We start from the raw sequence: 23,993 nt of genomic DNA, 5'->3' as shown, positions 1-23,993 counted from the left end.
TTGGTGGGCAATTGTATGCAGAATAAAAAATATTTTCATGTTATTCTTTGAATTAGATATGGAAAAATGAAAATCAAATAAAATCATGCATTTGGATATTTAATTAATAAAATGAAAATGCTTTTCAAGAAAATTGCAAAGCGACGCGCCTCACGTCATATTACCGCTATCTCAGAGGAGGATGGTGCAATGTCAGATCAAAACCCGGTTTTCATCCCCGGCCCAACGAATATCCCCGACCGGCTGCGTCGTGCCATGCAGGTGCAGACACAGGATCACCGCTCGCCCGCGTTCGTTAATACGCTCGCCCCGGTTCTTAAGGGCTGCAAGACCGTCTTTGGCACTGCCAAGGGCGAGATCATCACATTCCCCGCCTCCGGCACCGGCGGTTGGGAAGCTGCAATCACCAACACCCTCAGCCCCGGCGACAAGGTTCTGGTGGCGCGGTATGGCATGTTTAGCCACCGTTGGATCGACATGTGCCAACGTCATGGGTTGGATGTTCAGATCATCGAATGCCCATGGGGCAGCGGCGCGCCTGCCGACCGTTTCCAAGAGGCGCTGAGCGCTGACAAGGATCACCGCATCAAGGCCGTTCTCGTCACCCATAACGAGACCGCTACCGGCGTCCGCTCTGATATCGCTGCCGTTCGTGGCGCGATGAAGGCGTCCAATCATCCTGCGCTTTTGATGGTCGATTGCGTCAGCTCGCTGGGCTCGATGCCCTTCGAGATGGATACATGGGGCGTTGATATCGCGGTCTCCGGTTCGCAAAAGGGCTTCATGCTCAACACCGGGATGGCGATCCTTGCGGTCAGCCCCAAGGCGCTGGCAATGATGGAAACCGCGAAATTGCCGCGCACGTTTTTTGATTTCCGTGATATGATGGGCGCAAATGCCAAGGGCGGCTTTCCGTATACCCCGCCGCTCCAGCTGATCTACGGCATGGCCGAGAGCCTGAACATGCTGTTCGAGGAAGGGCTGGACAATGTCTATGCCCGTCACACCCGGATTGCCGAAGGTGTGCGCCGTGCGGTTGCTGCTTGGGGCTTGAAACTGGTGGCACAGACGCCAGATCTGTACTCTGACACTGTCAGTGCGGTTTTCGTGCCCGAGGGCTTTGACAGCAACCGTCTGACAGAGCGTGTGTTTGGCACCTATGGCATGAGCTTTGGTGTGGGTTTGGGCGAGATGAATGGCCGCGCTTTCCGCATCGGCCATCTCGGGAGCCTGACCGAGTCGATGATGCTTTCTGGTCTGGCGACGCTTGAAATGGCCATGGCGGATCTGAATTACCCCGTTAAAATGGGGTCTGGCGTGATCGCTGCGCAGGAATACTATCGCGCAACCGCCAAGCCTGTTTTGGCCGAAAAGGCCGCGTGAAAGGAAGACTAAATGCTGGATCAACATAGTCCGAGCGACCTCACGATCGACGACGTGCGCGCCGCGCATGAGCGGATCAAACCCTATATCCACCGCACCCCGGTGCTGACCTCGTCTTATCTCAACGATCTGACCGGGGCAGAGCTGTTCTTTAAATGCGAGAACTTCCAAAAGGCGGGGGCTTTCAAGGTGCGCGGCGCCTCGAACGCGGTCTTTGGCCTCAGCGATGAAATGGCCAAGATGGGCGTGGCAACACATAGCTCCGGCAATCACGCACTGTCGCTCAGCTATGCTGCTGGGCGCCGGGGCATCCCGTGTCATGTGGTCATGCCCCGCACCGCCCCGCAGGCGAAAAAAGACGCGGTGCGCGGTTATGGCGGAATCATCACCGAATGCGAACCCTCGACCAGCAGCCGCGAAGAAGTGTTCGCCAAGGTGCAGGCAGAGACAGGTGCAGAATTCGTGCATCCCTATAATGACCTGCGCGTCATCACCGGGCAGGCCACCTGTTCGCTGGAATTGCTTGATCAGGTTGACGCGCTTGATGCCGTGATCGCGCCTATCGGTGGCGGCGGCATGGTGTCGGGCACATGCCTTACGCTGTCGAACCTCGCGCCGCATGTCGAAATCTACGCAGCCGAGCCAGAGCAGGCGGATGACGCCTATCGCAGCTTCAAGGCGGGTCACATCATCGCCGATGACGCCCCAAACACCGTCGCGGATGGCCTCAAAGTGCCGCTCAAAGAGAATACGTGGCATTTCGTAAGCCATAATGTCACCGACATCCTGACCGCCAGCGAAGAGGAAATCGTCGAGGCGATGAAGCTCACGTGGAAGCGGATGAAGATCGTGATCGAGGCAAGCTGTGCTGTGCCCCTTGCCACCATCCTCAAAAACCGTGAGGTTTTTGCGGGCAAGCGCGTGGGGGTGATCATCACGGGTGGCAACGTCGATCTTGATACGCTGCCTTGGATCAAGTGACCAATTCCCTTCGGCGCGCGATCCTCGCGCGCCGCAACTGAACAACCCGAATTCTGGGAGGATATCCGATGAAAGACACGATCAATCTCGACGCCTACGAAGTGGGCTATGACATCCCCGCCCTGCCGGGCATGGACGAGGCCGACATTCAGACCCCTTGCCTTGTTCTTGATCTTGATGCGCTAGAGCGCAACATCAAGAAGATGGGCGATTGGGCACGTGATCATGGCATGCGTCACCGCGTTCATGGCAAGATGCACAAATCCGTTGATGTGGCGCTCCTTCAAGAAAGCCTTGGTGGTGCCTGCGGCGTGTGCTGTCAAAAGGTCAGCGAAGCCGAAGTGTTTGCCCGTGGCGGCATCAAAGACGTGCTGGTGTCGAACCAAGTGCGTGACCCCGCCAAGATCGACCGTCTGGCGCGCATGCCGAAACTGGGCGCGCGGACCATCTGCTGCGTCGATGATCTGACAAATGTGGCGGACCTGTCGGCCGCTGCGCAAAAGCACGGCACCCAGATCGAATGTCTGGTGGAAATCGACTGTGGCGCAGGCCGCTGTGGTGTGACCACCACCCCTGCCGTGGTGGAAATCGCCAAGGCAATTGATGCTGCACCGGGCCTCAAGTTCGCGGGCATTCAAGCCTATCAAGGCGCGATGCAGCACATGGACAAATACGAAGACCGCAAGGCCAAGATCGACCTTGCTGTGGCGCAGGTCAAGGATGCTGTCGACACGCTCAAGGCCGAAGGGCTGGAGTGCGACATCGTCGGCGGCGGCGGCACCGGCAGCTATTATTTCGAAGGCAACTCGGGCGTGTATAACGAGCTTCAGTGCGGCTCTTACGCGTTCATGGATGCTGACTATGGCCGTATCCTTGATAAGGACGGCAAGCGTATCGACCAAGGCGAATGGGAAAACGCACTGTTTATCCTGACCTCTGTCATGAGCCACGCCAAGGCCGACAAAGCCATCGTTGACGCGGGCCTCAAGGCGCAGTCGGTCGACTCTGGCCTGCCGGTGATCTTTGGGCGCACGGATGTGCAATATGTCAAATGCTCGGACGAGCATGGCGTTGTTGCCGACCCCGATGGCGTGCTCAAGGTGAATGAGAAACTGCGCCTTGTGCCGGGTCACTGCGATCCGACCTGCAACGTGCATGATTGGTATGTCGGCGTGCGGAACGGTAAGGTCGAAACCGTGTGGCCGGTATCGGCACGCGGCCGGGCCTACTAAGGGCTGGCAGGATGAATACCCACAAAGAAGTGGCCGCCGACGGCTTCGTGATCGTCGGCGAGGAAATCTGCCAGAAGATTATCAGCCGGGCTGATGCCTTTGGTGCGGTCGAAGCGGTCTTTGCCGCCATGGCGCGCGGTGATGCCTATAACTTCCCCGTGGTCCGTGAAGCCATCGGCCATGCCGATGCGCTTTACGGCTTCAAAGGGGGGTTTGACCGCTCTGGCCTGTCGCTGGGCCTCAAGGCGGGGGGCTATTGGCCGGGCAATATGGACAAGGGGCTGACCAACCATCAGTCCACCGTGTTCCTGTTCGATCCGGATACCGGGCGGCTCTCTGCGCTGGTGGGTGGCAACTACCTGACTGCCATTCGTACCGCCGCCTCGTCTTCGGTCTCGATCGCGCATCTCGCGCGCAAGGATGCGAAGGTGCTGGGTATGGTCGGTGCGGGCCACCAATCCGCCTTTCAATTGCGCGCCGCCGTCGAGCAGCGTGCCTTTGAAAAGGTCGTGGCGTGGAACCCGCATCCCGACATGTTGCCGCGTCTTGGCGCAGTCGCCAAGGAGCTGGGGCTGGAGTTTGAGGCGGTCACCCAAGAAGAGCTGGGCGCGCAGGCCGATGTGATCATCACGATCACCTCTGCGTTCGAGCCGCTGATGATGGCAGATTGGGTCAAACCCGGCACGCATATCGCCTGCATGGGGACAGACACCAAAGGCAAGCAAGAGGTGGATCCGGCGCTCTTTACCCGTGCCACGGTCTTTGCCGATGAAATCGCACAGTCGATCACCATCGGTGAAGCGCAGCATGCCGTGGGCAAAGGGCTGATTGCCGAGGGTGACATCACCCCCATCGGGGCAGTCATCAACGGCACCCACGCGGGGCGCAGCAATGCCGAGGAAATCACCCTCTTTGATGGCACCGGCGTTGGCCTTCAAGATCTCGCCGTGGCGTCGGTCGCGGCCAAGCTGGCGCGCGAGCAAGGGCTTGTAACGCCCATAACCTTGGGCTGATCCGCTTTATAACAGTTTGACGAAATTTGCACAGGCAGCCGTCACCACGGTTGCCTGTTCTCTTTTTACGTGTAGCTTGATCGCGCATGACGCGGCCGGGTGGTGCGATCCAGGCCTGCGTTCCACAGGGAGGATCAGATGTCTAAATTCGCTTTTGGCGCCATGCTTGCCGCCACCACGGCGCTTGCGCCGCTTGCCGCTGCCGCACAGACCGAAATCCAGTTCTGGCACGCGTTCACCGGTCGGCTGGCCGAATTGCTGGATGAACAAGTGGCAGGCTTCAACGCCGATCAAAGTGACTACAAGGTCACGGCCACCCCCAAGGGCAATTATTCCGAGGCGCTCAACGCTGGCATTGCGGCATTCCGTGCGGGCGAACAGCCGCATATCCTTCAGGTCTTTGAGGTTGGCACCGCCAGCATGATGGCCGCCAAGGGCGCGATCAAACCGGTCTATGAGGTGCTGGAGCAATCGGGCCTACCGTTTGATCCCAACGCCTATCTCGCCGCCGTCACGGGCTATTACACCACTCCCGAAGGGCAGATGCTGTCTTTTCCCTATAACTCTTCCACGCAGGTTCTCTATGTGAACCGCGATGCGCTGTCGGGTGCGGGCATCGACCCTGATACCGATCTCAGCACTTGGCAGAACGTTGATACGGTGCTGGGCCAACTCAAAGAGGCGGGCCATGCCTGCCCCTATACCACCTCTTGGCAGAGCTGGGTGCATCTCGAGAGCTTCTCGGCCTATCACAATGTGCCCTTTGCCACGCAGGCCAATGGGTTTGGTGGGCTTGATACAGAACTCGTGTTCAACGGCCCGCTTCAGGTGCAGCATATCGCCAAGCTGGGGGAATGGGCCAAGGACGGCAAATTCATCTACGCCGGTCGCCGCAACGAGGCGGGTGCCAATTTCCGTGGTGGCGATTGCGCGCTCTTTCCCGAAAGCTCGGCTGGCTATGCAGGCGTCAAAGCCGAGGCGCAGTTTGACTTTCAGATCCGCCCGCTGCCCTATTGGGACGGGGTCGAGGGCGCGCCGCAGAACACCATCATCGGCGGGGCCTCTCTCTGGGTGATGCAGGGGCATGAGGCCGAAGAATACACGGCCGTGGCTGCCTTTCTCAATTTCCTCTCCTCGCCCGAGGTGCAGGCGCAATGGCATCAGAACACCGGCTACCTACCCATCACCTCTGCCGCAGCCGAGGTGACGCGCGCCGCAGGCTTTTATGAGGCCAATCCCGGCACGGATATTGCCGTGACGCAGATGACCACCAAGGAACCGACCGAGAATTCCAAGGGCCTGCGGCTTGGGTCTTTCGACCAAATCCGCGCCATCATCGACGAAGAGCTAGAGGCGGTCTGGTCCGGTGACAAGGACGCGCAGGCAGCACTTGATACGGCGGTGGAGCGCGGCAACCAGCTCTTGCGCCGGTTTGAACAAGCCAACCGCTAAGTCAGGGCGGGGCCGGGCAACCGGCCCCTGACCGCAGATGGAAAAACGTGTCACCTTCAAGGGCTGGTTGCTACCGCTCTGCCTCATTGCCCCGCAGGTGTTCATCTCTGCGGTGTTCTTCTTCTATCCGGCAGGGCAGGCGGTGTGGCAGTCGCTCTTTATTCCTGATCCCTTCGGCCTTTCGTCGCAATTCGTGGGGCTTGGAAATTTCGAATACCTGCTTGGCGATCCCTATTATCGCGCGTCCTTTGTGACCACGGCGGTCTTTTCCACGCTGGTCACTTTGGCGTCGATGATCCCGGCGCTCTTTCTCGCGGTCATGGCCGATCGGCTGGTGAAATCGGCGGGCACTTACCGGACGTTGCTGATCTGGCCCTATGCCGTGGCCCCGGCCATCGCCGGGGTGCTCTGGATGTTCATGTTCAACACCCGCGTGGGCGTCGTGTCGTGGTATCTCGGGCAGTTGGGCTATGACTGGAACCATGTGCTGAACGGGACCGAGGCGATGGGATTGGTTGTCGCCGCCTCTGCTTGGGGGCGGATCAGCTATAATTTCCTGTTCTTCTTTGCCGCCCTTCAGGCCGTGCCCCGCTCGATCATCGAGGCCGCTGCCATTGACGGTGCGCGCTTTTGGCGGCGGTTCTTCACCATCGTGCTGCCGCTCTTGTCGCCGACCACGTTTTTCCTGCTCGTGGTCAATATCGTCTATGCGTTCTTCGAGACCTTCGGCGTGATCCACACCATCACCGCCGGTGGCCCGCAACAATCCACCACCATCCTCGTCTACAAGGTGTTTTCAGACGGGTTCGTCAGTCAGGATCTCGGCTCCAGCGCGGCGCAATCGGTGATCCTTTTGTTGGTCGTCGGTCTGCTCACCGTGCTGCAATTCAAATACATCGAAAAACGGGTGCATTACTGATGGCCCGCGAAATCACAGGCATGGTAGAGCGGCGCGGCCTTGGCCTCTGGCTCACGCATCTGGCGATGATTGCGGGCGTCTTGGTGATCTTTTTCCCGATCTGGCTGGCTTTCGTGGCCTCGACCGTCACGCAGCCCGAAATCGTGCGCCCGCCGATGCCGCTCTGGCCTGGCGACCAACTGATCGAGAATTACACCGCAGCCCTCTTTTCCGGCGTGAATGTGCCGGTGCTGAGCATGCTTGGCAATTCGCTGATCATGGCTGTGGGCATCGCCGTGGGCAAGATCATCATCTCGCTCACCTCGGCCTTTGCCATTGTCTATTTTCGTTTCCCGGGGCGCAATCTGTTCTTCTGGTTGATCTTTCTCACACTCATGCTGCCTGTTGAGGTGCGCATCGTGCCCACCTATGAGGTGATCGCAGGCTTTGGCATGCTCAACAGTTATCAGGGGCTGATCTTTCCGCTCATCGCCTCTGCCACTGCGACCTTTCTCTTTCGGCAGTTCTTTCTGACCATCCCTGATGAATTGGCCGAGGCCGCGCGCGTCGACGGGGCCAGCCCGGTGCAGTTTTTCTGGGATATCCTCTTGCCGATGAGCCGCACCAATATCGCGGCGCTTTTTGTGATCCTCTTCATCTATGGCTGGAACCAATATCTCTGGCCGCTTCTGATCACCACGGACCCCTCGATGAACACCATCGTGATGGGCATCCGCCAGATGTTTCCCTCGGGCGATGACGTGGCCGATTGGCCGGTGATCATGGCCACCTCAATCCTTGCGATGATCCCGCCGGTGGTGGTGGTCATCTCGATGCAGAAACTCTTTATCCGCGGCCTTGTGGACAGCGAGAAATAAACGACATGGCAACCGTAACCCTCGACGCTATCAAGAAACGCTTTGGTCCGACCGAGGTCATTCAAGGCGTAAGCCTAGATGTGGCGGATGGGGAATTCATCGTCATCGTCGGGCCCTCTGGCTGTGGAAAATCCACACTCCTGCGTATGGTCGCGGGGCTTGAGACGATCACCGAGGGGGAATTGCGCATCGGCGACCGCCGCGCGAATGATCTTGAACCGATGGACCGCGACATCGCCATGGTGTTTCAGAATTACGCGCTCTATCCGCATATGAGCGTGGCGCAGAACATGGGCTATGGCCTCAAGATCGCGGGCCTGCCCAAATCCGAGATTGCCGCCAAGGTTCAGGATGCAGCCAAGCTCTTGCAACTGACCGAACTCCTTGATCGCAAGCCCCGGCAGCTTTCAGGCGGTCAGCGCCAGCGCGTTGCCATGGGCCGCGCCATCGTGCGCGCGCCTTCGGTGTTCCTGTTTGACGAACCGCTCTCAAATCTTGATGCCAAGCTGCGCGTTCAGATGCGGCTCGAAATCCGCGAACTACAGGCCAAGCTTGGGATCACATCGCTTTATGTCACCCATGATCAGGTCGAGGCGATGACCATGGCTGACCGCATGATTGTGATGAACGCAGGGCTGGCCGAACAAATCGGCACACCTTTGGATGTCTATGAACGCCCCGCCACGCTTTTTGCTGCGCAGTTCATCGGCAGCCCGTCGATGAATGTGCTCGAGGTCGAGGGGCGCGATGGCGCGCTCTGGCTTGGTGATGCGGGCTTGCCCAACCCCAGAGGCCATAGCGGCCCCGTCATGCTTGGGATGCGCCCCGAACATCTGACGCCTGATCCCGAGGGGCCAATCGCCATGCAGGTCTTGCTGGCCGAACCTTTGGGCGCCAACACACTTTTGCACGGCAAACTTGAGGGGGGGCAAAACTTTACTGCCAGCTTGCCGGGGGTGCATCAGGTGGCCCAAGGCGGTGCGCAATTGCGCCTTGGTATCGCGCCTGCAAACATGCATCTGTTTGACCACAAAACAGGCGCGCGGCTTTGAAAACCCGCCACTAACGCCTTGGGGTCTCAGATGTCCTTGAGAATGCGCCGCGCCACGTCCTGTCCTGACAAAACGGCCCCATGTGCTGTGCCGAAATGGTCCGCCGAACAGGCCTCGCCCGCAAACCAAAGCTGTCCGTCCCAGTCTGGACCGGCCAGAGCGCGCCGCGTCGCAGGCGTGGTGCCGACGGCATTGAAACTATAGCTGCCATAGCTCAGTGGTTCTTGCCCCCACCGCGTTATCTGCGCATCCAGTGGGGCGGGAAACCCCGTGCCGAACATCCCGCGCAGCGCGTCATGCGCGGCGGCCCGGGTGTCACGATCACTGAACCCTTCAAGCTCGGTCGCCGGGTCTGCGGCGTTGAACCCGATCAGCACCGGCATCGCCATTGATCGCGCAAGCGAGACCCATTCCCCCCAGAACCCCGGACGCGGGCCCAGCCAGCCGATCCAATCCACGTCCTGAGGCCAGTGAATTCGGTCAAACCGCAGAACGCATTTGTTCAAAAGACCCATGCGCAGGCCGTCGATGGCCGCCTGACGCGCGCGCGTCAAATCAGTGGCAAAGCGCACCCGCCCGGATTGCAGCACACCAAGCGGCAGGGTGCAGATCACCCGATCCGCCACAATCCGGCTGCCATCGGCCAGCTGCACCATCCCCGGAGCCACTTCGCGCACTGGGGCGGACAGCCGGATATCCAGCCCCTGCGCAAGCGTTGTAGTGATCTGGTCAAACCCTTGCGGAAAGAGCACATCTGCCCCGCCGAATTCCGCGCCCTCGTCCCCGTACCACGCCGACAAAAGACGCGCGGGGCTGCCGTATTCCTGCTCCAACGTGCTGTTGACCAGATAGAGCACCAGACGCCGCAGCATTGCATCGGCACTCTGCCACTCGGGCGATGCCTCCAGCGCTTGCATCACTGAAATGTCGCGCGTGCGGCTCTCGGTTGCGGCAAGGGCGCGGCGCAACAGGGTTTTGGCGGGGCGCATGTCCGGGTCGATCTCTGCGCCGTCTGTCGCCAAGAGGATCGCCGCATTGTAGCTTGTCGCGACCACGCGCGCGCCGCTCTGACGCGCCAGATCCGTCAGGGGATTACCGCGCTGCCCATGTATCCAGCTTGCGCCAAGGTCCACCGGCATATCGGGCCATAGCCGCGATGTGCGAATGCGCCCCCCAACCTTTGCTCCGGCTTCTAGGACTGTGACCGAATGTCCGGCATCATGCAGGGCCCGCGCGGCCGAGAGGCCCGCCAAACCGGCACCGATGACAACCGTTCGCGTGCCGTCTTGTGCAGATGCGCGGCCTGCCGCACAGGCGACCGCGCTCAAACCCGCCAGTACCGTGCGACGTCCCAGCCGGGCGCTCATAGGACCACTCCCGCAGCGACAGCGCCCCGATTACACTCGGTCTGCAAAAAGTTAGTCTTTCGCGCAAGAACTTGGATCATCACCGCATGCTTCTCAAACCGTCCTGTCACAGATATCTCGCTCTGATGTGCCTTATTTGACGATACAGTATTTTGGGCATTCGGCGAACCGGGATAAAATCCCCATCTTGACACTACGGTCTGATAGCTTGGCCGATCAGCGCCTCATTGGGCCCACCAACCCTCTAGCCTAAGTGCTTGGCGGGCGGTTTCCTGCATGTGGCAGGCCATGGTCGCAGGCCCGCCGCCTGTACCGCCCATCCATTGCGCCTGTTCATAGAGACAGGCCGCATCGCGAAATGCCATCCACGCGCGCTGCATTTCGCGCAGGCTGTTCTCTAGGGATGGTACGCTGGCGCCGATGCTGGCCATTTCGCCATCGCTCGCCCGGGCCGCATCCATCTTTGCGGCATAGGCCGCGTTCAGCCGTCCATCCCACAGCTTCAATTCAGCGTCGAGACAGTCAATCATGCCGATAGTCGTCTCTCCTCCGTCTGTCGTCATGCAGGCCTGCGCCGAGCGCCCGACGCAATCAAGCACCGCATGCCCCGAGAGGTTGGGCGCAAGGCGCTCGGCCTCGCGGGTACAGGCAAGGGTCGCATCGGGCAGGAAAACCGGCTCGGCCTGTGCCGCCCCACTGCTGGCCAAAAGCAGAGCGAACACCAGTTGCCCCGCCCAGTGTCCCAAAGGCCGAATGATGCTAGTGCCTGGAATGCCGTTCATGTGTTCATCACTCCTACGCCCGGATATGACACGCGTCAGACGACCACGTCGAACTCTTCTTGTGCGCCCACGCCAAAGACGCGCCGATACCTTGCAATCTCTTGGTCTGGTCCCATCGCCTTGCGCGGGTTGTCCGACAGCTTGACCGTGGGCCGCCCGTTGGCCGCCACCGCCTTGCACACCAACGAGAACGGCGCCAAGGCATCATCGGGCGTGAGCCCGCGAAAATCATTGGTCAAGAGCGTACCCCACCCAAAGGAGCACCGGACACGCCCCGAGAACCGCTGATGCAGCGCGATGATCCTCTCCACATCCAGACCGTCGGAAAAGATCACCATTTTCTGCCGTGGGTCCTCGCCGCGCGATGTCCACCATTTGATCGCTGTTTCTGCCCCTTCCTCGGGCGCACCAGAATCGATGCGGATACCGGTCCATCCCGCTAACCAGTCGGGGGCATTGTCGAGAAACCCACGCGTGCCATAGGTATCGGGCAGGATGATACGCAGGTTCCCATCATGCTCTTCATGCCAGTCCGACAGCACCTCGTAGGGCGCGCGCGCCAAGCCTGCGTCATCCTCGGCCAGTGCGGCATAGACCATTGGCAGTTCATGGGCGTTGGTGCCAATCGCCTCAAGATCGCGGTTCTTGGCGATCAGGCAATTCGATGTGCCGACAAAGCGGTTGCCCAAACGCTCGCTCATGGCCTGCACGCACCAGTCCTGCCACAGGAACGAATGCCGCCGCCGCGTGCCGAAATCGGCAATGCGCAGCCCCTCGATCGGGCGCAGATGCTCGACCTTTTCCCACAGCTTGGTCATGGCGCGGGCATAGAGCACCTGAAGCTCGAATTTCTTGAGGTGGTGCAGCACGGCGCGGGATCGCAACTCCATAAGAACCGCCAAAGCCGGGATTTCCCACAGCATCACCTCGGGCCATTTGCCCTCGAAGGTCAGCTCGTATTGTCCGTCCCGCTTCTCCAGATGATAGGGCGGGAGGCGCAGCGTCTCGAACCAATCCATGAACTCTGACGTGAACATGCTCCGCTTGCCGTAGAACATGTTGCCGCGCATCCATGTGCTTTCGCCCCGCGACAGCGACAATGACCGGATATGATCCAGCTGTTCCCGTAGCTCGCCCTCGTCCACCAGATCGGCCAATCGGATCGCGTTGCTGCGATTGATAAGCGAAAAGGTAACGGTGGTGTCGCGACGTTTGCGAAACACCGATTGGCACATCAAAAGCTTGTAGAAATCAGTGTCGATCAGGGATCGGACAATCGGGTCGATTTTCCATTTGTGATTATGCACACGTGTGGCGATATCGACCATTGGTGGCCTCCGGCGGGACAATTGCAGCGGTTAAATCAAAGCGGACGGGCACGTGCAAGGCGCATTGGTGGGCTTGGCCCCGACGCAAGGCCGCTGTTGCGTGGCTAGACACAAGAAATCAGGCCAATTTGGTAAATTAATCTTACCAGAATGCTTGCCTTTGCCCACATAACCGTTACGATTGCCCGCGTGTGGCGGAAACAGGGCCTCGAATCGCCCGTGGGGGATATGCTTTGCCCGCCATCCGATGCGAATAGACGCAACAGATTTATGGGAGGACTACCATGACAAACAAGTCGAAGATGGATCGGCGCTCGTTCCTGCGCCGCGCGGCGGTTGGGGCGCCGGCGGTTGCTGCGGGCGCGCTCGCGGCTCCGGCGGTGTTGGCACAGGCGCCGCTGGTGCTCAAGATGCAGACATCTTGGCCCGCTGGCGACATCTGGCAGGAAATGGCGCAGGATTATGCAACCCGCGTTGAGGAAATGTCCGGCGGCCGTCTGAAGATCGACGTGCTGCCTGCCGGCGCTGTCGTGGGCGCATTCCAGGTGCTCGACGCCGTGAATGACGGTGTTCTCGACATTGCGCACTCGGTGCCGGTCTACTGGTATGGCAAGAACAAAGCGGCCTCGCTCTTTGGGACTGGCCCCGTGTTCGGCGGCTCGGCAACCACGATGCTCAGCTGGTTCTACGAAGGCGGCGGCAAGGCGCTCTATGACGAGCTGACCCAGGATATCATGGGCCTCGAAGTCGATGGTTACATGGGCTTCCCGATGTTCGCGCAGCCCTTCGGCTGGTTCAAGGGCGAGGTGAACACTGTCGCTGACCTGCAGGGCTTCAAATACCGCACCGTGGGTCTTGCTGCTGACCTGCTGCAGTCGATGGGCATGTCTGTCGCCCAGCTTCCGGGTGGCGAAATTGTGCCCGCGATGGAGCGTGGCGTGATCGACGCGTTCGAGTTCAACAACCCGTCGTCGGACCGTAACTTTGGTGCGCATGACGTGGCCAAGAACTACTATCTGTCCTCGTATCACCAGGCCTCCGAGAGCTTTGAATTCCTGTTCAACAAGCTGACCATGGAAGATCTCGATCCTGATATGCGCGCGATCCTGAAGTACGCGGTTGAAGCGGCTTCCACCGCGAACACCGCCAAGGCGATGCGTCGCTATTCTGCAGACCTCAAGTGGCTGCAAGAAGAGGCCGGTGTTACCATCCACCGCACCTCCACGGACATTCTGAATGGTCAGATCGAAGCATGGGACAAGTTGATCCCGGTTCTCGAAGAAGACCCCTTCATGAAGAAGTGTCTCGACAGCCAGCGCGCATGGGTGGAGCAAGTCACCTATTACGAACTGATGAACGCGCCTGACTATGCGCTTGCCTTCGATCACTACTTCCCGGGCAAGCTCAAGATGTAATCACGGTGTAAAAACCGGAAAATCCAGGGCCCCGGCGCAGGAAACGCCGGGGCCGCTTTCAAAATAGAGGGGGCTCCGTGTGATCGGTTTCATACGTTTCGCCGACAACCTGTCGGCCTGGTTCGGCAAGGCGTTCGCCTGGCTGATCGTCCTGATGGCCTTTGGCACCGGCTATGAGGTGGTGGTGCGCTATCTCTTCAACAATCCGACGGCTTGGGCACTTGATGTGTCCTTCATTATGTATGGCACGCTCTTCATGATGGGTGGCGCCTACACGCTGTCACGTGGCGGGCATGTGCGGGGTGACTTTCTCTATCGCCTCTGGCAGCCGCGTAATCAGGCCAAAGTCGATTTGGTGCTGTATATCCTCTTCTTCTTTCCGGGTATTCTGGCGCTGATCATTGCCGGATGGAAATATGCTGCGCGCTCTTGGTCCTATGCCGAGGTTTCCGTGAACAGCCCGGCAGGTATCCCGATCTATCAGTTCAAGACTGTGATCGTCGCCGCCGGAATCCTTCTCTTGATCCAAGGTGTCGCTCAGGTATTTCGTTGCATCCACTGCATGCGTACCAATGAATGGCTCAAAGCCGATGAAGATGTCTTCGAAACCGAAGACCTGCTGATGCAAAAGGCCGCTGAGGCCGAAAAGGACGCACATCCATGACCGATCCGCAAATCGCCCTGATGATGCTGGGCCTTTTCCTTATCTTCGTCTTTCTAGGCTTTCCCATCGCATTTACCCTCATGGCTATGGGTATCGGCTTTGGCTACTACGCCTATTTCGATGCCGGCCGCATGTGGCGCAGCTTTGACAGGCTGGCCGAGGATGCCGGGGCGTGGGACCAATGGACTCTCTGGCTGGAGGGGTTCTTTAACAATCGAATATTCGATTTGTTCGTGAACCAGACCTATACGGTGATGTCGAACGAAGTTCTGACCGCCGTGCCGCTGTTTTTGTTCATGGGTTACATCGTCGAGCGCGCGAATATCGTCGACCGGCTGTTTGGCACGCTCAACATCGCGGCGCGCAACATGCCGGGCTCTATGGGTGTGGCGGCGCTGATTACCTGCGCGCTTTTTGCTACCGCCACCGGCATCGTCGGCGCGGTCGTGACACTGATGGGCCTTCTGGCGCTGCCTGCCATGCTCAAGGCGCGGTATGATCCGTCCTTTGCGTCTGGCATCATCTGCGCTGGCGGCACGTTGGGCATTCTCATTCCGCCGTCGATCATGCTGATCGTTTACGCAGCGGCGTCGAGCGTCTCTATCGTGCGCCTCTACGCGGCGGCACTTTTGCCGGGTCTGACGCTGGTTGGTCTCTATCTCATCTACGTGATCGGTCGCTCGATCCTGCAACCGTCTGTGGCCCCCAAGCCGACCAAAGAGGAAATCCCCGAGATTCCCAAGACCCAGCTCTTTGTCATGATCCTGACATCGCTGGTGCCCTTGGCCTTTCTCATCCTCGCAGTGCTTGGTTCCATCCTGTTCGGTCTGGCCACCCCGACCGAAGCGGCGTCAATTGGCGCACTGGGCGGCATCTTCTTGGCCTTCGCCTACCGTGCGATGACATGGCAGCGTATGCGCGAAAGCGTGTATCTGACGGTGCGTACCACAGCGATGGTTTGCTGGCTCTTTGTTGGGTCCTACACCTTCTCGGCGGTGTTCTCTTACCTCGGTGGCGAACATGTGATTTCCGAATTCGTCCAGAGCATGAACCTCACCCCGCTGATGTTCCTGCTGTTGGCACAGCTCATCATCTTCCTTTTGGGCTGGCCGCTGGAGTGGTCTGAAATCATCATCATCTTCGTTCCGATCTTTCTGCCGCTTCTGGCTTTCTTCGAGATCGATCCGCTGTTCTTTGGCATTCTGGTGGCACTCAACCTGCAAACCAGTTTCTTAACGCCACCAATGGCCATGTCGGCCTATTACCTCAAGGGGATCGCCCCGCCAGAGATCAAGCTTACGCAGATTTTCTCGGGCGTCATGCCGTTCCTCTTCTGCGTGTTTATCGCCATGGCCATGATGTATAATTTCCCGCAGATCGTCTATTATCTGCCGGAGCTTATGTATGGCAAATAAGGCCGATATCCTGATGCTATCCGCGTGCGAGTTGCGCACGCGGCTGGCTTCGGGGGCGCTGAGCGCCCTCGATCTGGTCGAAGCGTGCATAGACCGGATCGAGGCGCGAGAGCCTGAAATACACGCTTGGGCTTGGTTCGATGCCGATTTTGCGCGTCAGCAAGCCAAGGCGCTGGATGCACAACGTCAGGCCGGGCGCCCCATCGGGGCGCTTCACGGTCTGCCGGTTGCCCTCAAGGACATCATCGACACCGCCAAGATTCCGACAGAGAACGGCTGTCCGCTGGACGCGGGCCGCATTCCCTTTAAGGATGCGGCCATCGTCGCCCGTCTCAAGGCGGCGGGTGCCGTGATCATGGGCAAGACGGTCACGACCGAACTGGCCTATATGCACGCGGGTGCCACCCGTAATCCACTCAACACCGCACATACGCCCGGTGGCTCGTCCTCGGGCTCTGCGGCGGCGGTGGCGGATGGGATGGTGCCTCTCGCCATTGGTACGCAAACCGGCGGATCGGTGATCCGGCCTGCGTCCTATTGCGGCGTGACCGGCTTCAAGCCCAGCTTTGGTGCGATCCCCCGTACGGGTGTTCTGATGCAGTCGCCCACGCTCGATACGCTTGGGGTTTTTGCCCGCACCCCCGCCGACGCGGCGCTTTTGACTGAGGTCTTGATGGGGTATGACGCGGGCGATCCGGCGACAACGCCTGCCCCAGTGCCGCCGCTCTTGTCGGTGGCCACATCAGAACCACCGCTCAAGCCGGTTTTTGCCTTTCTCCGCCCGCCGGGTTGGGACAAGGCCGATCCGCAGCTTCATGCGGCCTTTGCCGAGCTGATCGAGGCTTTGGGCGATCAGGTGTTCGAGGTGCCGCTCCCCAATGCCTTTAACGAGGCGGCGGAAATCCGGGCGCGTATCAATTTCGCCGAAATGGCGAAATACTATTACCGCTATGGCAAATCCCTCGACGCGCTTGGGCCACGCACCCAAGAGGCGCTGAACACCGGCAATGCCACGCTCGCGCGTGACTATCTCGCGGCACTCGACTGGGCTGACGTGCTTTATGCCGGCCTGGGCGAGATTTTTGAGCGGTGTGATGCGATCCTCTGTCCCGCTGCCACCGGCCCCGCACCTGAGGGGCTAGAGTATACGGGCGATGCGATTTTCAACGGGCTCTGGACGCTGACCGGCACACCGGCGGTCACAGTGCCCGCGTTCACGGCGGAAAATGGCCTGCCGATGGGGGTGCAATTCGTCGCCGCACGCGGCAATGACGCGCGCCTCTTGCGCAACGCAAACTGGTTCACAGGCTGGCTTTCCGAAGCCGCCGCATGAGAAAAGGATGACGATATGAACAGATTTCTGGCGCTTTTCGCCTTCGCGGTCTTGGCCGCCTTTCTCTACATCCTTGTGCGCAAGGTTGGCACGCTCGACCTTTGGGTCGTGGTGGGCCTGACAGTGGCACTGGCGGGCTATGATTTTCTGAGCTCGAGCAAGAACAAAAGCTGACATGCCTGATAAGAAAGTCCTCTGGATTCCGCGCCGCCTGTCCGACGCCACCCTTGCGCGTGCCCGTCGCGATTACGATGTGATCGTGAACGAGGCGGATACTCCCGGCACCGCCGAGGAAATCATCGCGATGAGCGCCAAGGTCGACGGAATGATCCCCTGTCATTCTGAGCATTTTTCGGCCGAGGTGGTGGCGAACCTCAACCCACGCCTCAAAATCGTCGCCAACCATTCGGTTGGGGTTGATCACTGCGATCTCGCGGCGCTCAAGGCCGCTGGGATCGTTGTCACGAACACGCCCGATGTGCTGTCGGATGCCACTGCCGAGATTGCGATGCTGCTGATGCTGGGGGCCGCGCGGCACGCGGTTGCAGGTGACCGCATCGTGCGTCAGGGACAATGGGATAGCTGGTCGCCGTCGTTCATGGTGGGCAAACAGATGACGGGTGCCCGGTTGGGTATCGTCGGCATGGGGCGCGTGGGCCGTGCCTTTGCCGCCAAAGCGCGCGGTTTTGATATGGAAATCCATTATCACAACCGCACACGTCTTGCGCCGGATGAGGAACATGGCGCGGTTTTTCACGCCGATGTCGAAAGCCTGCTCGAAGTGGCGGATTTTCTCTCGCTGCATTGTCCGGCCACACCCGACACGGTCAACCTGCTCAACGCGATGCGCCTTGCGCGGTTGCCTGAGGGGGCTGTGGTCGTCAACACGGCGCGCGGCGCGCTGATTGATGAGGATGCGCTTTTGGCCGCTTTGAAGTCCGGCCATGTTGCTGCCGCTGGTCTTGATTGCTTCAAGGTAGAGCCGGGTGGAAATGCCGCCTTTGCGGCGCATGAAAACGTCTTCATGTTGCCCCATATCGGCAGCGCCACGCGGGCAACCCGCGATGCCATGGGCTTTCGCGCGCTCGATAATCTCGATGCTTATTTTGCGGGGCAAGAGCCGGGCGACAGGCTGGTCTAAGACCACCAGCCGCCCGATAGGGCGTCAGGCGGCTTGTACCGCCTGCGCCTCTGTAACGATGGTATAAAGCGTCAAGGGATCGGTATTCGAGCGTAGCTTGGCGCGCAGCCCTGCGTCCCGCAGCGTGCGAGACACCAACGCCAGCGCCTTGAGATGTTCAACCCCCGCATCAATCGGTGCAAAGAGCGCAAAGGCCAGATCCACCGGCTGCCGATCCACAGAATCAAAGTCGATCGGTTTCTCCAGCAGCGCCAGCACCCCAACGACCTGATCCAACCCATCCAGCCGCGCATGCGGCAAGGCGACGCCATGGCCCACACCTGTCGGGCCAAGGCTCTCGCGTTCCAGCAAAGCTTCGACCGCAGCAGAATGAGACACGCCATAGGCCGCCTCGGCAATGTTGCCGAGTTCATGCATCAGGCGCTTCTTGCTGGTTGCACCGGACAGCACGCGTACGGCCTCTGGCTTGAGGATCATAGGAAGTTCCATGAGTTGAGCCGCTCAGACAAGCGTATCACCGCCTGCCACCCTCTCGTTATGGGTCAATCCAGCCGATATTGCCGTCTTCACGACGATAGACCACATTGACCGTATCCTTGCCTTGTTTGCGGAAAACAAGAACAGGTGCCCCTGCCAACTCCATCTGCATGACCGCCTCGCCAACCGAGAGCGACGGAATTTTGGTTTCCATCTCGGCCACGATGATCGGTTGCAGGCTGTCGGGCTCTGATTCCGGTTCCGCGCTATCTCCGGCGAGGATATAAGTGGACGCTCCAAAGAGTTCAACCGGTTCCGCCCGGTCGCGGTGATGGTCCTTGAGCCGCCGCTTGTAGCGGCGCAATTGTTTTTCCATCTTCTCGCAGCAGGCATCAAAGGCGGCGTAGATTTCATGCGCCTTGGCGCTGGCCTGCGCCGTCAGGCCGGTCGACAGATGCACGATGGCTTCGCAGGCAAATTCGCTGGCGCTCTTGGAGAAGACGACCATCGCATCGGTCGGGCGTTCGGCGTATTTCGCAACAGCCGTGCCCAATTCTTCTTTCACATGCGTTTGCAGGGCCTCGCCAATGTCGATCTGCTTTCCACTGATTTGATACCGCATCTCATCTCCTTCGATTGACAAACCGGGGCCATACGCGGCGTATGCGCCGCGGGTTTGGTTAATCCCGGATGCTGAAAACTGACCGGTGGCGAAATTGTCCCAAGACAGGCCCTTGTCGCGGGGGCCATTCAGGGAACAGCGCGAGATCACCACATGTCATAGCTCAATTGACGCGCTTTCCGCGCGTCTTGTCAATCTGATTTGAAGGAGAGGAGCGCGGATTTGCCGCCCGTAGCGACATTAGGAAATGCGAAAACTGTCGCCCAGATAAACACGGCGCACGTTCTCGTTTTCCACCACATCACGCGGGCTGCCGGACATGAGCACCTTGCCATCATGCAGGATATAGGCGCGGTCCACAATTTCGAGCGTTTCACGCACATTGTGGTCGGTGATCAGCACGCCGATCCCGCGTTTCTTGAGGTCGGCCACCAGATGCCGGATATCGCCCACCGAAATTGGGTCCACCCCGGCAAAGGGCTCATCTAGCAAAAGGTAACGCGGATTGGCTGCAAGGCAGCGCGCAATTTCGACTCGACGCCGCTCGCCCCCCGACAGGGCGAGGGCCGGCGCGCGCCGCAGATGCTCGATCGAGAAATCCGACAAGAGTTCTTCCAGCCGCTCGCGCCGCTTGTGCCGATCTTTTTCGGCGATATCGAGAATCGCGAGGATATTGTCCTCGACCGAAAGACCACGAAAAATCGACATCTCTTGCGGCAGATAGCCGATACCCAGCTTGGCCCGGCGATACATCGGCAGTCCGGTCACATCGCGCCCGTCGATCCGAATATGCCCGCCCTCAGGATATATCAGCCCGGCAATGGCATAGAATGTCGTGGTCTTGCCCGATCCATTCGGGCCAAGCAGCGCCACCACCTCACCCTGACGCAGCGTGAGCGTGACGTCACGAATGACCAGCCGCTTGCGATAGCTCTTGCGCAGGTTCTCGACCACCAGACCGGTGCTCTCATGGGCCAATGTCAGCGTCGGTTGGTTCATGGGGTGGTCCCCGGTTGCAAGATGGTCTTGACCCGCCCGCTGACCTGTGCGGTCCCTGCGGCGGTATCGACCAACACGGTCTCGCCAGCGATGGCGCTGGTTCCCTGCACCAAAAGCACATTGCCGCGCAGTTCGATCAAGCCGGTTGAGATGTTGTAATCGGCGCGCTCGGCCTCGGCGGCATCTTCGCCGCTGACCAGCGTTACGCCGCCCGTGGCCTCTAGGCTCTCGATCCCGCTTCGGTCGGGCAGGTAGACTACCAGCACTCGTGGTGCCGCCAACCGCATCTCGCCCTGACCGATCACCACATTGCCGGTAAAGGTGGCGGTATTGTCGGCCTGATTGACGCTAAGGTTGTCTGAGGTCACTTCGACCGGCAAGCCGCGATCTGCTTGGGTCTTGCCAAAGGCCACTTGCCCGGCCTGCGCCCATGCGCCAACAGGCAGAAGAGCCATTGCGATGGCCGCGATCAATCCGGAAACTCTTGGCACTGGTCTCATTCCCCCGTTTCCCCCGGCTGGTATATCAGCTTGACGCCCTCGGTGAAAAGCAATTCCGGTTCACCGCTCTCGGCATTGTTATGCAATAGCATCCGCCCAGCAGTCAGCGCGCCAATCGGCCCGGTTGCCGTGACCTGTCCAGGCGTTTCGGCATAGACCTCGTCCAGCCGGGAATTCAGGCGCTCGGTGTCGATGACATAGCCGGTCGAGGTGGTGATATGGACCTGTCCCATCAGGCTGGCCGTCATCTGCCCCTGCTGCATGTCGGCCTGACCCGCAGTGATGTCGATCACCGTCCCGGCGTTCAAGCGAAGCTGCGCGGTCACCCCGTCTGCGATCAGATTCTCGGGCGTGTCCCGATTGGGGCGCGCGAATTCAGCAGCAAAACGGATTTCGTCGCCCTCTTGCGTCACCCCGGCAAAGCGCGGGTTGGTGGCCCCCAGATCTTGCGCGCGCTGCTCCAGATCAATCTGTGACGAGGGGACGGACAATGTGGGATCAACCGTGCGCGAGAAAAGGAACAGCGTCGAGAGCAGCCCAAGCGCGCTGAGTGGCAGGATGATCTTGATCCAGGCCACAATTCGCGAATAGGTGTTCTGCGCGCGCGCCATCCGTCAATGCGCGAAAATGTCGATCTCGGGCCAACCCGCCAGATCGAGCAGCGCCCGCTGCGGCAGAAAATCGAAACAGGCCTGTGCCAGTTCCATCCGGCCCTCGCGGATCAGCCGCGCGTTCAGCTCGTCGCGCAGGCGGTGCAGATAGAGGACGTCCGAGGCGGCATAGTCGAGCTGAGCGGCACTCAGGCTATCGGCGCCCCAGTCAGAGCTTTGCTGCTGCTTGGAGATGTCGATGTTCAACAACTCCTGCAACAGATATTTAAGGCCATGCCGATCCGTATAGGTCCGGATCAATTTCGAGGCGATCTTGGTGCAATAGACGGGGGCCGCCAACGCGCCAAAGGCGTTCTGCATGGCAGCAATGTCAAACCGTCCGAAATGAAAAAGCTTGAGGACATCGGGATTTTCCAGCAACCGCGCCAGATTGGGTGCGGTTGTCTGCCCCTTGGAAACCTGCACCAGATGCGCATGGCCATCCCCGCCTGAGAGCTGCACGACACAGAGCCGGTCCCGATGCGGGTGCAGTCCCATGGTCTCGCAATCAATCGCCACCACAGGGCCAAGATCCAGCCCATCGGGCAGGTCGTTCTGATAGAGATGGTTTGCCATTGGAAATCCTTGTGGCCGGTGCGATCCGGGGCCGTGAAATTGGGCGAATTGCGTTTTGATTAGGCGCTTTCGTTCGGTCTCTCAACCCAGATTTAGGTCTGCGACCACAGGAAAACCAGTATCGCCCCGGTCTTTGCGCTGCGAACCGGGCTTGCGGTCGCTTCTGCGCTCGGCCACAAAGTCGGCAAAACGAAAGAGGAGCCCGCCCGTGACCGTTACCCAACAAAGCCAGAATCGCGCCGCTGATTACCTTGCGCGCCGTCTTTACGAGGCAGGATGCCGCCACGCCTTTGGCATGCCGGGCGGAGAGGTTCTGACCGTGATGGATGCACTGGCGCGTGCGGGTATCGAGGTAACGCTGGCGCGGCACGAAAACGCCGCCGCCTTCATGGCCGAAGGTGTCTGGCACCGCACTGGTGCGCCCGGCATCCTGATTGCCACGCTGGGGCCGGGGGTTTTGAACGGCGTCAATGCCATAGCCAACGCGCATCAGGACCGTGTGCCGCTGATTGTGATTTCCGGCTGTGTCGATGCCGATGAGGCGCTGACCTATACCCATCAGATTCTTGATCATGAGGCGGTGCTGGCGCCGATCACCAAGGCCACTTTTCGCATGACTGCGCAGGGGGCCGATATCATCGCCGACAAGGCCATTGGCATCGCCACCGAAGGCCGGCCCGGCCCGGTGCATATCGACGTGCCGATTTCGGTGGCGGATATGCGCGTGACCCCGCCGCGCCTGCGCCGCCGCCCCGATGCCGTGCTGATGCAGCCCGCAGCCCCTGAAGCGGCGCGCGATTGGCTGGCGGCGGCAGAGCGTCCGGTGATGATCGTGGGCCTCGATGCGGTCAATGAGGGGGCAAGCGCGGCAATACGTGAGGCCGCCGAACGTCTGAATATCCCCGTCATCACCACGTACAAGGCCAAGGGGATCATCCCCGAAACCCACCCGCTTTGCTTGGGTGGTGCGGGCCTTTCACCGCTGGCCGATGGTATCCTCGTGCCGATCGTGCAAGAGGCCGATCTGATCCTCTGTGTGGGCTACGACCCTATTGAGATGCGCCCAGGCTGGCGCGAGATCTGGGACCCTGCCGAGGTCAAGGTGATCGACATCGCCGCCGTCCCCAATGACCAATATATGCATCAGGCGACAATGAATATCGTCGGGGCCTGCGCGCCCTCTCTTGCGGCCATCACCGAGGGCGTCAGCCCCCGTGCGACGTGGACGGGGGGGCAGGTGGTCGCGGCCCGCGCGGCGCTGGCGGGTGCCTTTCCAACGGATGACGAATGGGGGGCCGCCGGTGTCATCGCCGAGGCGCGCGCCGTTCTGCCGCAGGATACCATCGCCACCGTCGATAGCGGCGCGCATCGCATCCTCCTCTCGCAGATGTGGACAAGCTACATCCCCCGCGCGCTGCTGCAATCCACCGCGCTTTGCACCATGGGCTGTGCCGTGCCGCTGGCGATGGGTGCGAAACTCGCCACGCCCGATGTCCCCGTCGTCAGCTTTTCCGGCGATGCCGGGTTTCTCATGGTCGCGGGCGAACTCTCGACTGTTGCCGAACTCAAGCTGCCGGTGATCTTTGTCGTCTTTGTCGATGCGAGCCTTGCGCTGATTGAAAAGAAACAGCGCGAGCGGCAGATGGTCAATCTTGCCGTGGATTTCGGCCATCACGATTTCGCCGCCATCGGGCGCGCCTTTGGCGGCCATGGCGTGCGCGTGACCAACCGCGCCGAACTGCGCGCCGCCCTCTTGGCTGCGCAAGAGGCTGACACCTTTACCGTCATCGCCGCCGAAATCGACCGCGGCTCGTATGATAACCGTATCTAAGGAG

At 60.0% G+C, this 23,993-nt stretch carries 24 protein-coding genes; 15 read left to right on the top strand and 9 right to left on the bottom strand.

Annotated features, from left to right (window positions below):
- Positions 1 to 189 precede the first annotated feature (189 nt).
- The 8 genes from bhcA to ugpC all read left to right on the top strand — a co-directional run bounded on the left by bhcA (position 190) and on the right by ugpC (position 8,889).
- A complete protein-coding gene (gene bhcA, locus ACLGGT_RS05770) occupies positions 190 to 1,383 on the top strand; it encodes an L-aspartate--glyoxylate aminotransferase BhcA (RefSeq protein WP_151977360.1) in 1,194 nt (397 codons plus the stop codon).
- Between the two features lie 12 nt (positions 1,384 to 1,395).
- Positions 1,396 to 2,364, top strand: coding sequence for a beta-hydroxyaspartate dehydratase BhcB (bhcB, locus tag ACLGGT_RS05765; protein ID WP_151977358.1), 969 nt, complete (start codon positions 1,396 to 1,398; stop codon positions 2,362 to 2,364).
- A 68-nt stretch (positions 2,365 to 2,432) separates the two neighbouring features.
- On the top strand, positions 2,433 to 3,596 hold the full coding sequence (bhcC, locus tag ACLGGT_RS05760; RefSeq protein ID WP_008279757.1) for a 3-hydroxy-D-aspartate aldolase BhcC: 1,164 nt from the start codon (positions 2,433 to 2,435) through the stop codon (positions 3,594 to 3,596).
- A gap of 11 nt (positions 3,597 to 3,607) precedes the next feature.
- Entirely contained in the window at positions 3,608 to 4,609 is a 1,002-nt protein-coding gene (bhcD, locus tag ACLGGT_RS05755; RefSeq protein WP_375554608.1) for an iminosuccinate reductase BhcD, read from the top strand.
- Between the two features lie 138 nt (positions 4,610 to 4,747).
- On the top strand, positions 4,748 to 6,061 hold the full coding sequence (gene ugpB, locus ACLGGT_RS05750; RefSeq protein ID WP_437195253.1) for a sn-glycerol-3-phosphate ABC transporter substrate-binding protein UgpB: 1,314 nt from the start codon (positions 4,748 to 4,750) through the stop codon (positions 6,059 to 6,061).
- 37 nt (positions 6,062 to 6,098) lie between these two features.
- The gene (ugpA, locus tag ACLGGT_RS05745) at positions 6,099 to 6,980 is read left to right on the top strand and encodes a sn-glycerol-3-phosphate ABC transporter permease UgpA (protein ID WP_008279754.1); all 882 of its coding nucleotides are present in this window, start codon (positions 6,099 to 6,101) and stop codon (positions 6,978 to 6,980) included.
- A 20-nt stretch (positions 6,981 to 7,000) separates the two neighbouring features.
- Positions 7,001 to 7,837, top strand: coding sequence for a sn-glycerol-3-phosphate ABC transporter permease UgpE (gene ugpE, locus ACLGGT_RS05740; protein ID WP_437197398.1), 837 nt, complete (start codon positions 7,001 to 7,003; stop codon positions 7,835 to 7,837).
- A gap of 5 nt (positions 7,838 to 7,842) precedes the next feature.
- Positions 7,843 to 8,889 carry a sn-glycerol-3-phosphate ABC transporter ATP-binding protein UgpC gene (gene ugpC / locus ACLGGT_RS05735; protein ID WP_437195252.1) on the top strand — a complete coding sequence of 349 codons (1,047 nt, stop codon included), beginning with the start codon at positions 7,843 to 7,845 and terminating at the stop codon, positions 8,887 to 8,889.
- Between the two features lie 26 nt (positions 8,890 to 8,915).
- On the opposite strand, the gene ACLGGT_RS05730 is transcribed toward ugpC, so the two are convergent.
- From ACLGGT_RS05730 to pncB, 3 genes are all read right to left on the bottom strand, one after another.
- On the bottom strand, positions 8,916 to 10,256 hold the full coding sequence (locus ACLGGT_RS05730; RefSeq protein ID WP_437195251.1) for a flavin monoamine oxidase family protein: 1,341 nt from the start codon (positions 10,254 to 10,256) through the stop codon (positions 8,916 to 8,918).
- 224 nt (positions 10,257 to 10,480) lie between these two features.
- A complete protein-coding gene (locus tag ACLGGT_RS05725; RefSeq protein ID WP_437195250.1) occupies positions 10,481 to 11,038 on the bottom strand; it encodes a lysozyme inhibitor LprI family protein in 558 nt (185 codons plus the stop codon).
- Between the two features lie 35 nt (positions 11,039 to 11,073).
- Positions 11,074 to 12,366: a nicotinate phosphoribosyltransferase gene (gene pncB / locus ACLGGT_RS05720; protein WP_375554612.1), complete on the bottom strand. Its 1,293-nt coding sequence runs from the start codon at positions 12,364 to 12,366 to the stop codon at positions 11,074 to 11,076.
- 284 nt (positions 12,367 to 12,650) lie between these two features.
- Between pncB and ACLGGT_RS05715 the strand changes: the two genes are divergently transcribed.
- The 6 genes from ACLGGT_RS05715 (at position 12,651) to ACLGGT_RS05690 (ending at position 18,334) form a co-directional block, all read left to right on the top strand.
- Complete coding sequence (locus ACLGGT_RS05715) at positions 12,651 to 13,781, top strand: TRAP transporter substrate-binding protein (protein WP_008279748.1); 1,131 nt, start codon at positions 12,651 to 12,653, stop codon at positions 13,779 to 13,781.
- 79 nt (positions 13,782 to 13,860) lie between these two features.
- Positions 13,861 to 14,445, top strand: coding sequence for a TRAP transporter small permease subunit (locus tag ACLGGT_RS05710; protein ID WP_008279747.1), 585 nt, complete (start codon positions 13,861 to 13,863; stop codon positions 14,443 to 14,445).
- Positions 14,442 to 15,860, top strand: a complete 1,419-nt coding sequence (locus ACLGGT_RS05705) for a TRAP transporter large permease (RefSeq protein WP_008279746.1) — start codon at positions 14,442 to 14,444, stop codon at positions 15,858 to 15,860. Before ACLGGT_RS05710 ends, ACLGGT_RS05705 begins: the two co-directional genes overlap by 4 nt.
- Positions 15,850 to 17,193, top strand: coding sequence for an amidase (locus ACLGGT_RS05700; RefSeq protein WP_421999503.1), 1,344 nt, complete (start codon positions 15,850 to 15,852; stop codon positions 17,191 to 17,193). The genes ACLGGT_RS05705 and ACLGGT_RS05700 overlap by 11 nt, the downstream gene beginning before the upstream one ends.
- A 15-nt stretch (positions 17,194 to 17,208) precedes the next feature.
- Complete coding sequence (locus ACLGGT_RS05695) at positions 17,209 to 17,367, top strand: hypothetical protein (RefSeq protein WP_198385513.1); 159 nt, start codon at positions 17,209 to 17,211, stop codon at positions 17,365 to 17,367.
- A gap of 1 nt (position 17,368) precedes the next feature.
- Positions 17,369 to 18,334 carry a 2-hydroxyacid dehydrogenase gene (locus tag ACLGGT_RS05690; RefSeq protein WP_219434956.1) on the top strand — a complete coding sequence of 322 codons (966 nt, stop codon included), beginning with the start codon at positions 17,369 to 17,371 and terminating at the stop codon, positions 18,332 to 18,334.
- A gap of 24 nt (positions 18,335 to 18,358) precedes the next feature.
- Here the strand turns inward: ACLGGT_RS05690 and ACLGGT_RS05685 are convergent, their stop codons facing one another.
- From ACLGGT_RS05685 to ACLGGT_RS05660, 6 genes are all read right to left on the bottom strand, one after another.
- On the bottom strand, positions 18,359 to 18,823 hold the full coding sequence (locus tag ACLGGT_RS05685) for a PTS sugar transporter subunit IIA (protein ID WP_037296874.1): 465 nt from the start codon (positions 18,821 to 18,823) through the stop codon (positions 18,359 to 18,361).
- A gap of 46 nt (positions 18,824 to 18,869) precedes the next feature.
- Complete coding sequence (hpf, locus tag ACLGGT_RS05680; protein ID WP_037297038.1) at positions 18,870 to 19,433, bottom strand: ribosome hibernation-promoting factor, HPF/YfiA family; 564 nt, start codon at positions 19,431 to 19,433, stop codon at positions 18,870 to 18,872.
- Between the two features lie 240 nt (positions 19,434 to 19,673).
- The gene (lptB, locus tag ACLGGT_RS05675) at positions 19,674 to 20,432 is read right to left on the bottom strand and encodes an LPS export ABC transporter ATP-binding protein (RefSeq protein WP_008279740.1); all 759 of its coding nucleotides are present in this window, start codon (positions 20,430 to 20,432) and stop codon (positions 19,674 to 19,676) included.
- Entirely contained in the window at positions 20,429 to 20,932 is a 504-nt protein-coding gene (lptA, locus tag ACLGGT_RS05670) for a lipopolysaccharide transport periplasmic protein LptA (RefSeq protein WP_037296870.1), read from the bottom strand. The genes lptB and lptA overlap by 4 nt, the downstream gene beginning before the upstream one ends.
- Positions 20,929 to 21,543 carry an LPS export ABC transporter periplasmic protein LptC gene (gene lptC, locus ACLGGT_RS05665; protein ID WP_437195244.1) on the bottom strand — a complete coding sequence of 205 codons (615 nt, stop codon included), beginning with the start codon at positions 21,541 to 21,543 and terminating at the stop codon, positions 20,929 to 20,931. Before lptC ends, lptA begins: the two co-directional genes overlap by 4 nt.
- Positions 21,544 to 21,546: 3 nt before the next feature.
- Positions 21,547 to 22,158, bottom strand: coding sequence for a ribonuclease D (locus ACLGGT_RS05660; RefSeq protein ID WP_008279737.1), 612 nt, complete (start codon positions 22,156 to 22,158; stop codon positions 21,547 to 21,549).
- 208 nt (positions 22,159 to 22,366) lie between these two features.
- Here ACLGGT_RS05660 and ACLGGT_RS05655 point away from each other — a divergent pair, with 208 nt between their 5' ends.
- The gene (locus ACLGGT_RS05655; protein WP_437195242.1) at positions 22,367 to 23,989 is read left to right on the top strand and encodes a thiamine pyrophosphate-binding protein; all 1,623 of its coding nucleotides are present in this window, start codon (positions 22,367 to 22,369) and stop codon (positions 23,987 to 23,989) included.
- Positions 23,990 to 23,993 lie beyond the last annotated feature (4 nt).

Origin of the sequence: Roseovarius sp. MS2 (assembly GCF_051447875.1) — a bacterium.
GTDB lineage: Bacteria > Pseudomonadota > Alphaproteobacteria > Rhodobacterales > Rhodobacteraceae > Roseovarius > Roseovarius mucosus_A.
The sequence above is the reverse complement of the archived record's forward strand: the minus strand, read 5'-3'. Positions and strand labels throughout refer to the sequence as shown.

Coding starts and splice junctions, on each gene's coding strand:
- ACLGGT_RS05685 (WP_037296874.1), bottom strand. CDS start 18,823: ATGGAACTTCCTATGATCCTCAAGCCAGAGGCCGTACGCGTGCTGTCC.
- bhcC (WP_008279757.1), top strand. CDS start 2,433: ATGAAAGACACGATCAATCTCGACGCCTACGAAGTGGGCTATGACATC.
- bhcD (WP_375554608.1), top strand. CDS start 3,608: ATGAATACCCACAAAGAAGTGGCCGCCGACGGCTTCGTGATCGTCGGC.
- lptB (WP_008279740.1), bottom strand. CDS start 20,432: ATGAACCAACCGACGCTGACATTGGCCCATGAGAGCACCGGTCTGGTG.
- ACLGGT_RS05695 (WP_198385513.1), top strand. CDS start 17,209: ATGAACAGATTTCTGGCGCTTTTCGCCTTCGCGGTCTTGGCCGCCTTT.
- pncB (WP_375554612.1), bottom strand. CDS start 12,366: ATGGTCGATATCGCCACACGTGTGCATAATCACAAATGGAAAATCGAC.
- lptC (WP_437195244.1), bottom strand. CDS start 21,543: ATGGCGCGCGCGCAGAACACCTATTCGCGAATTGTGGCCTGGATCAAG.
- lptA (WP_037296870.1), bottom strand. CDS start 20,932: ATGAGACCAGTGCCAAGAGTTTCCGGATTGATCGCGGCCATCGCAATG.
- ACLGGT_RS05705 (WP_008279746.1), top strand. CDS start 14,442: ATGACCGATCCGCAAATCGCCCTGATGATGCTGGGCCTTTTCCTTATC.
- bhcA (WP_151977360.1), top strand. CDS start 190: ATGTCAGATCAAAACCCGGTTTTCATCCCCGGCCCAACGAATATCCCC.
- ACLGGT_RS05725 (WP_437195250.1), bottom strand. CDS start 11,038: ATGAACGGCATTCCAGGCACTAGCATCATTCGGCCTTTGGGACACTGG.
- hpf (WP_037297038.1), bottom strand. CDS start 19,433: ATGCGGTATCAAATCAGTGGAAAGCAGATCGACATTGGCGAGGCCCTG.
- ugpE (WP_437197398.1), top strand. CDS start 7,001: ATGGTAGAGCGGCGCGGCCTTGGCCTCTGGCTCACGCATCTGGCGATG.
- bhcB (WP_151977358.1), top strand. CDS start 1,396: ATGCTGGATCAACATAGTCCGAGCGACCTCACGATCGACGACGTGCGC.
- ugpA (WP_008279754.1), top strand. CDS start 6,099: ATGGAAAAACGTGTCACCTTCAAGGGCTGGTTGCTACCGCTCTGCCTC.
- ACLGGT_RS05730 (WP_437195251.1), bottom strand. CDS start 10,256: ATGAGCGCCCGGCTGGGACGTCGCACGGTACTGGCGGGTTTGAGCGCG.
- ACLGGT_RS05690 (WP_219434956.1), top strand. CDS start 17,369: ATGCCTGATAAGAAAGTCCTCTGGATTCCGCGCCGCCTGTCCGACGCC.
- ACLGGT_RS05660 (WP_008279737.1), bottom strand. CDS start 22,158: ATGGCAAACCATCTCTATCAGAACGACCTGCCCGATGGGCTGGATCTT.
- ugpB (WP_437195253.1), top strand. CDS start 4,748: ATGTCTAAATTCGCTTTTGGCGCCATGCTTGCCGCCACCACGGCGCTT.
- ugpC (WP_437195252.1), top strand. CDS start 7,843: ATGGCAACCGTAACCCTCGACGCTATCAAGAAACGCTTTGGTCCGACC.
- ACLGGT_RS05715 (WP_008279748.1), top strand. CDS start 12,651: ATGACAAACAAGTCGAAGATGGATCGGCGCTCGTTCCTGCGCCGCGCG.
- ACLGGT_RS05700 (WP_421999503.1), top strand. CDS start 15,850: ATGGCAAATAAGGCCGATATCCTGATGCTATCCGCGTGCGAGTTGCGC.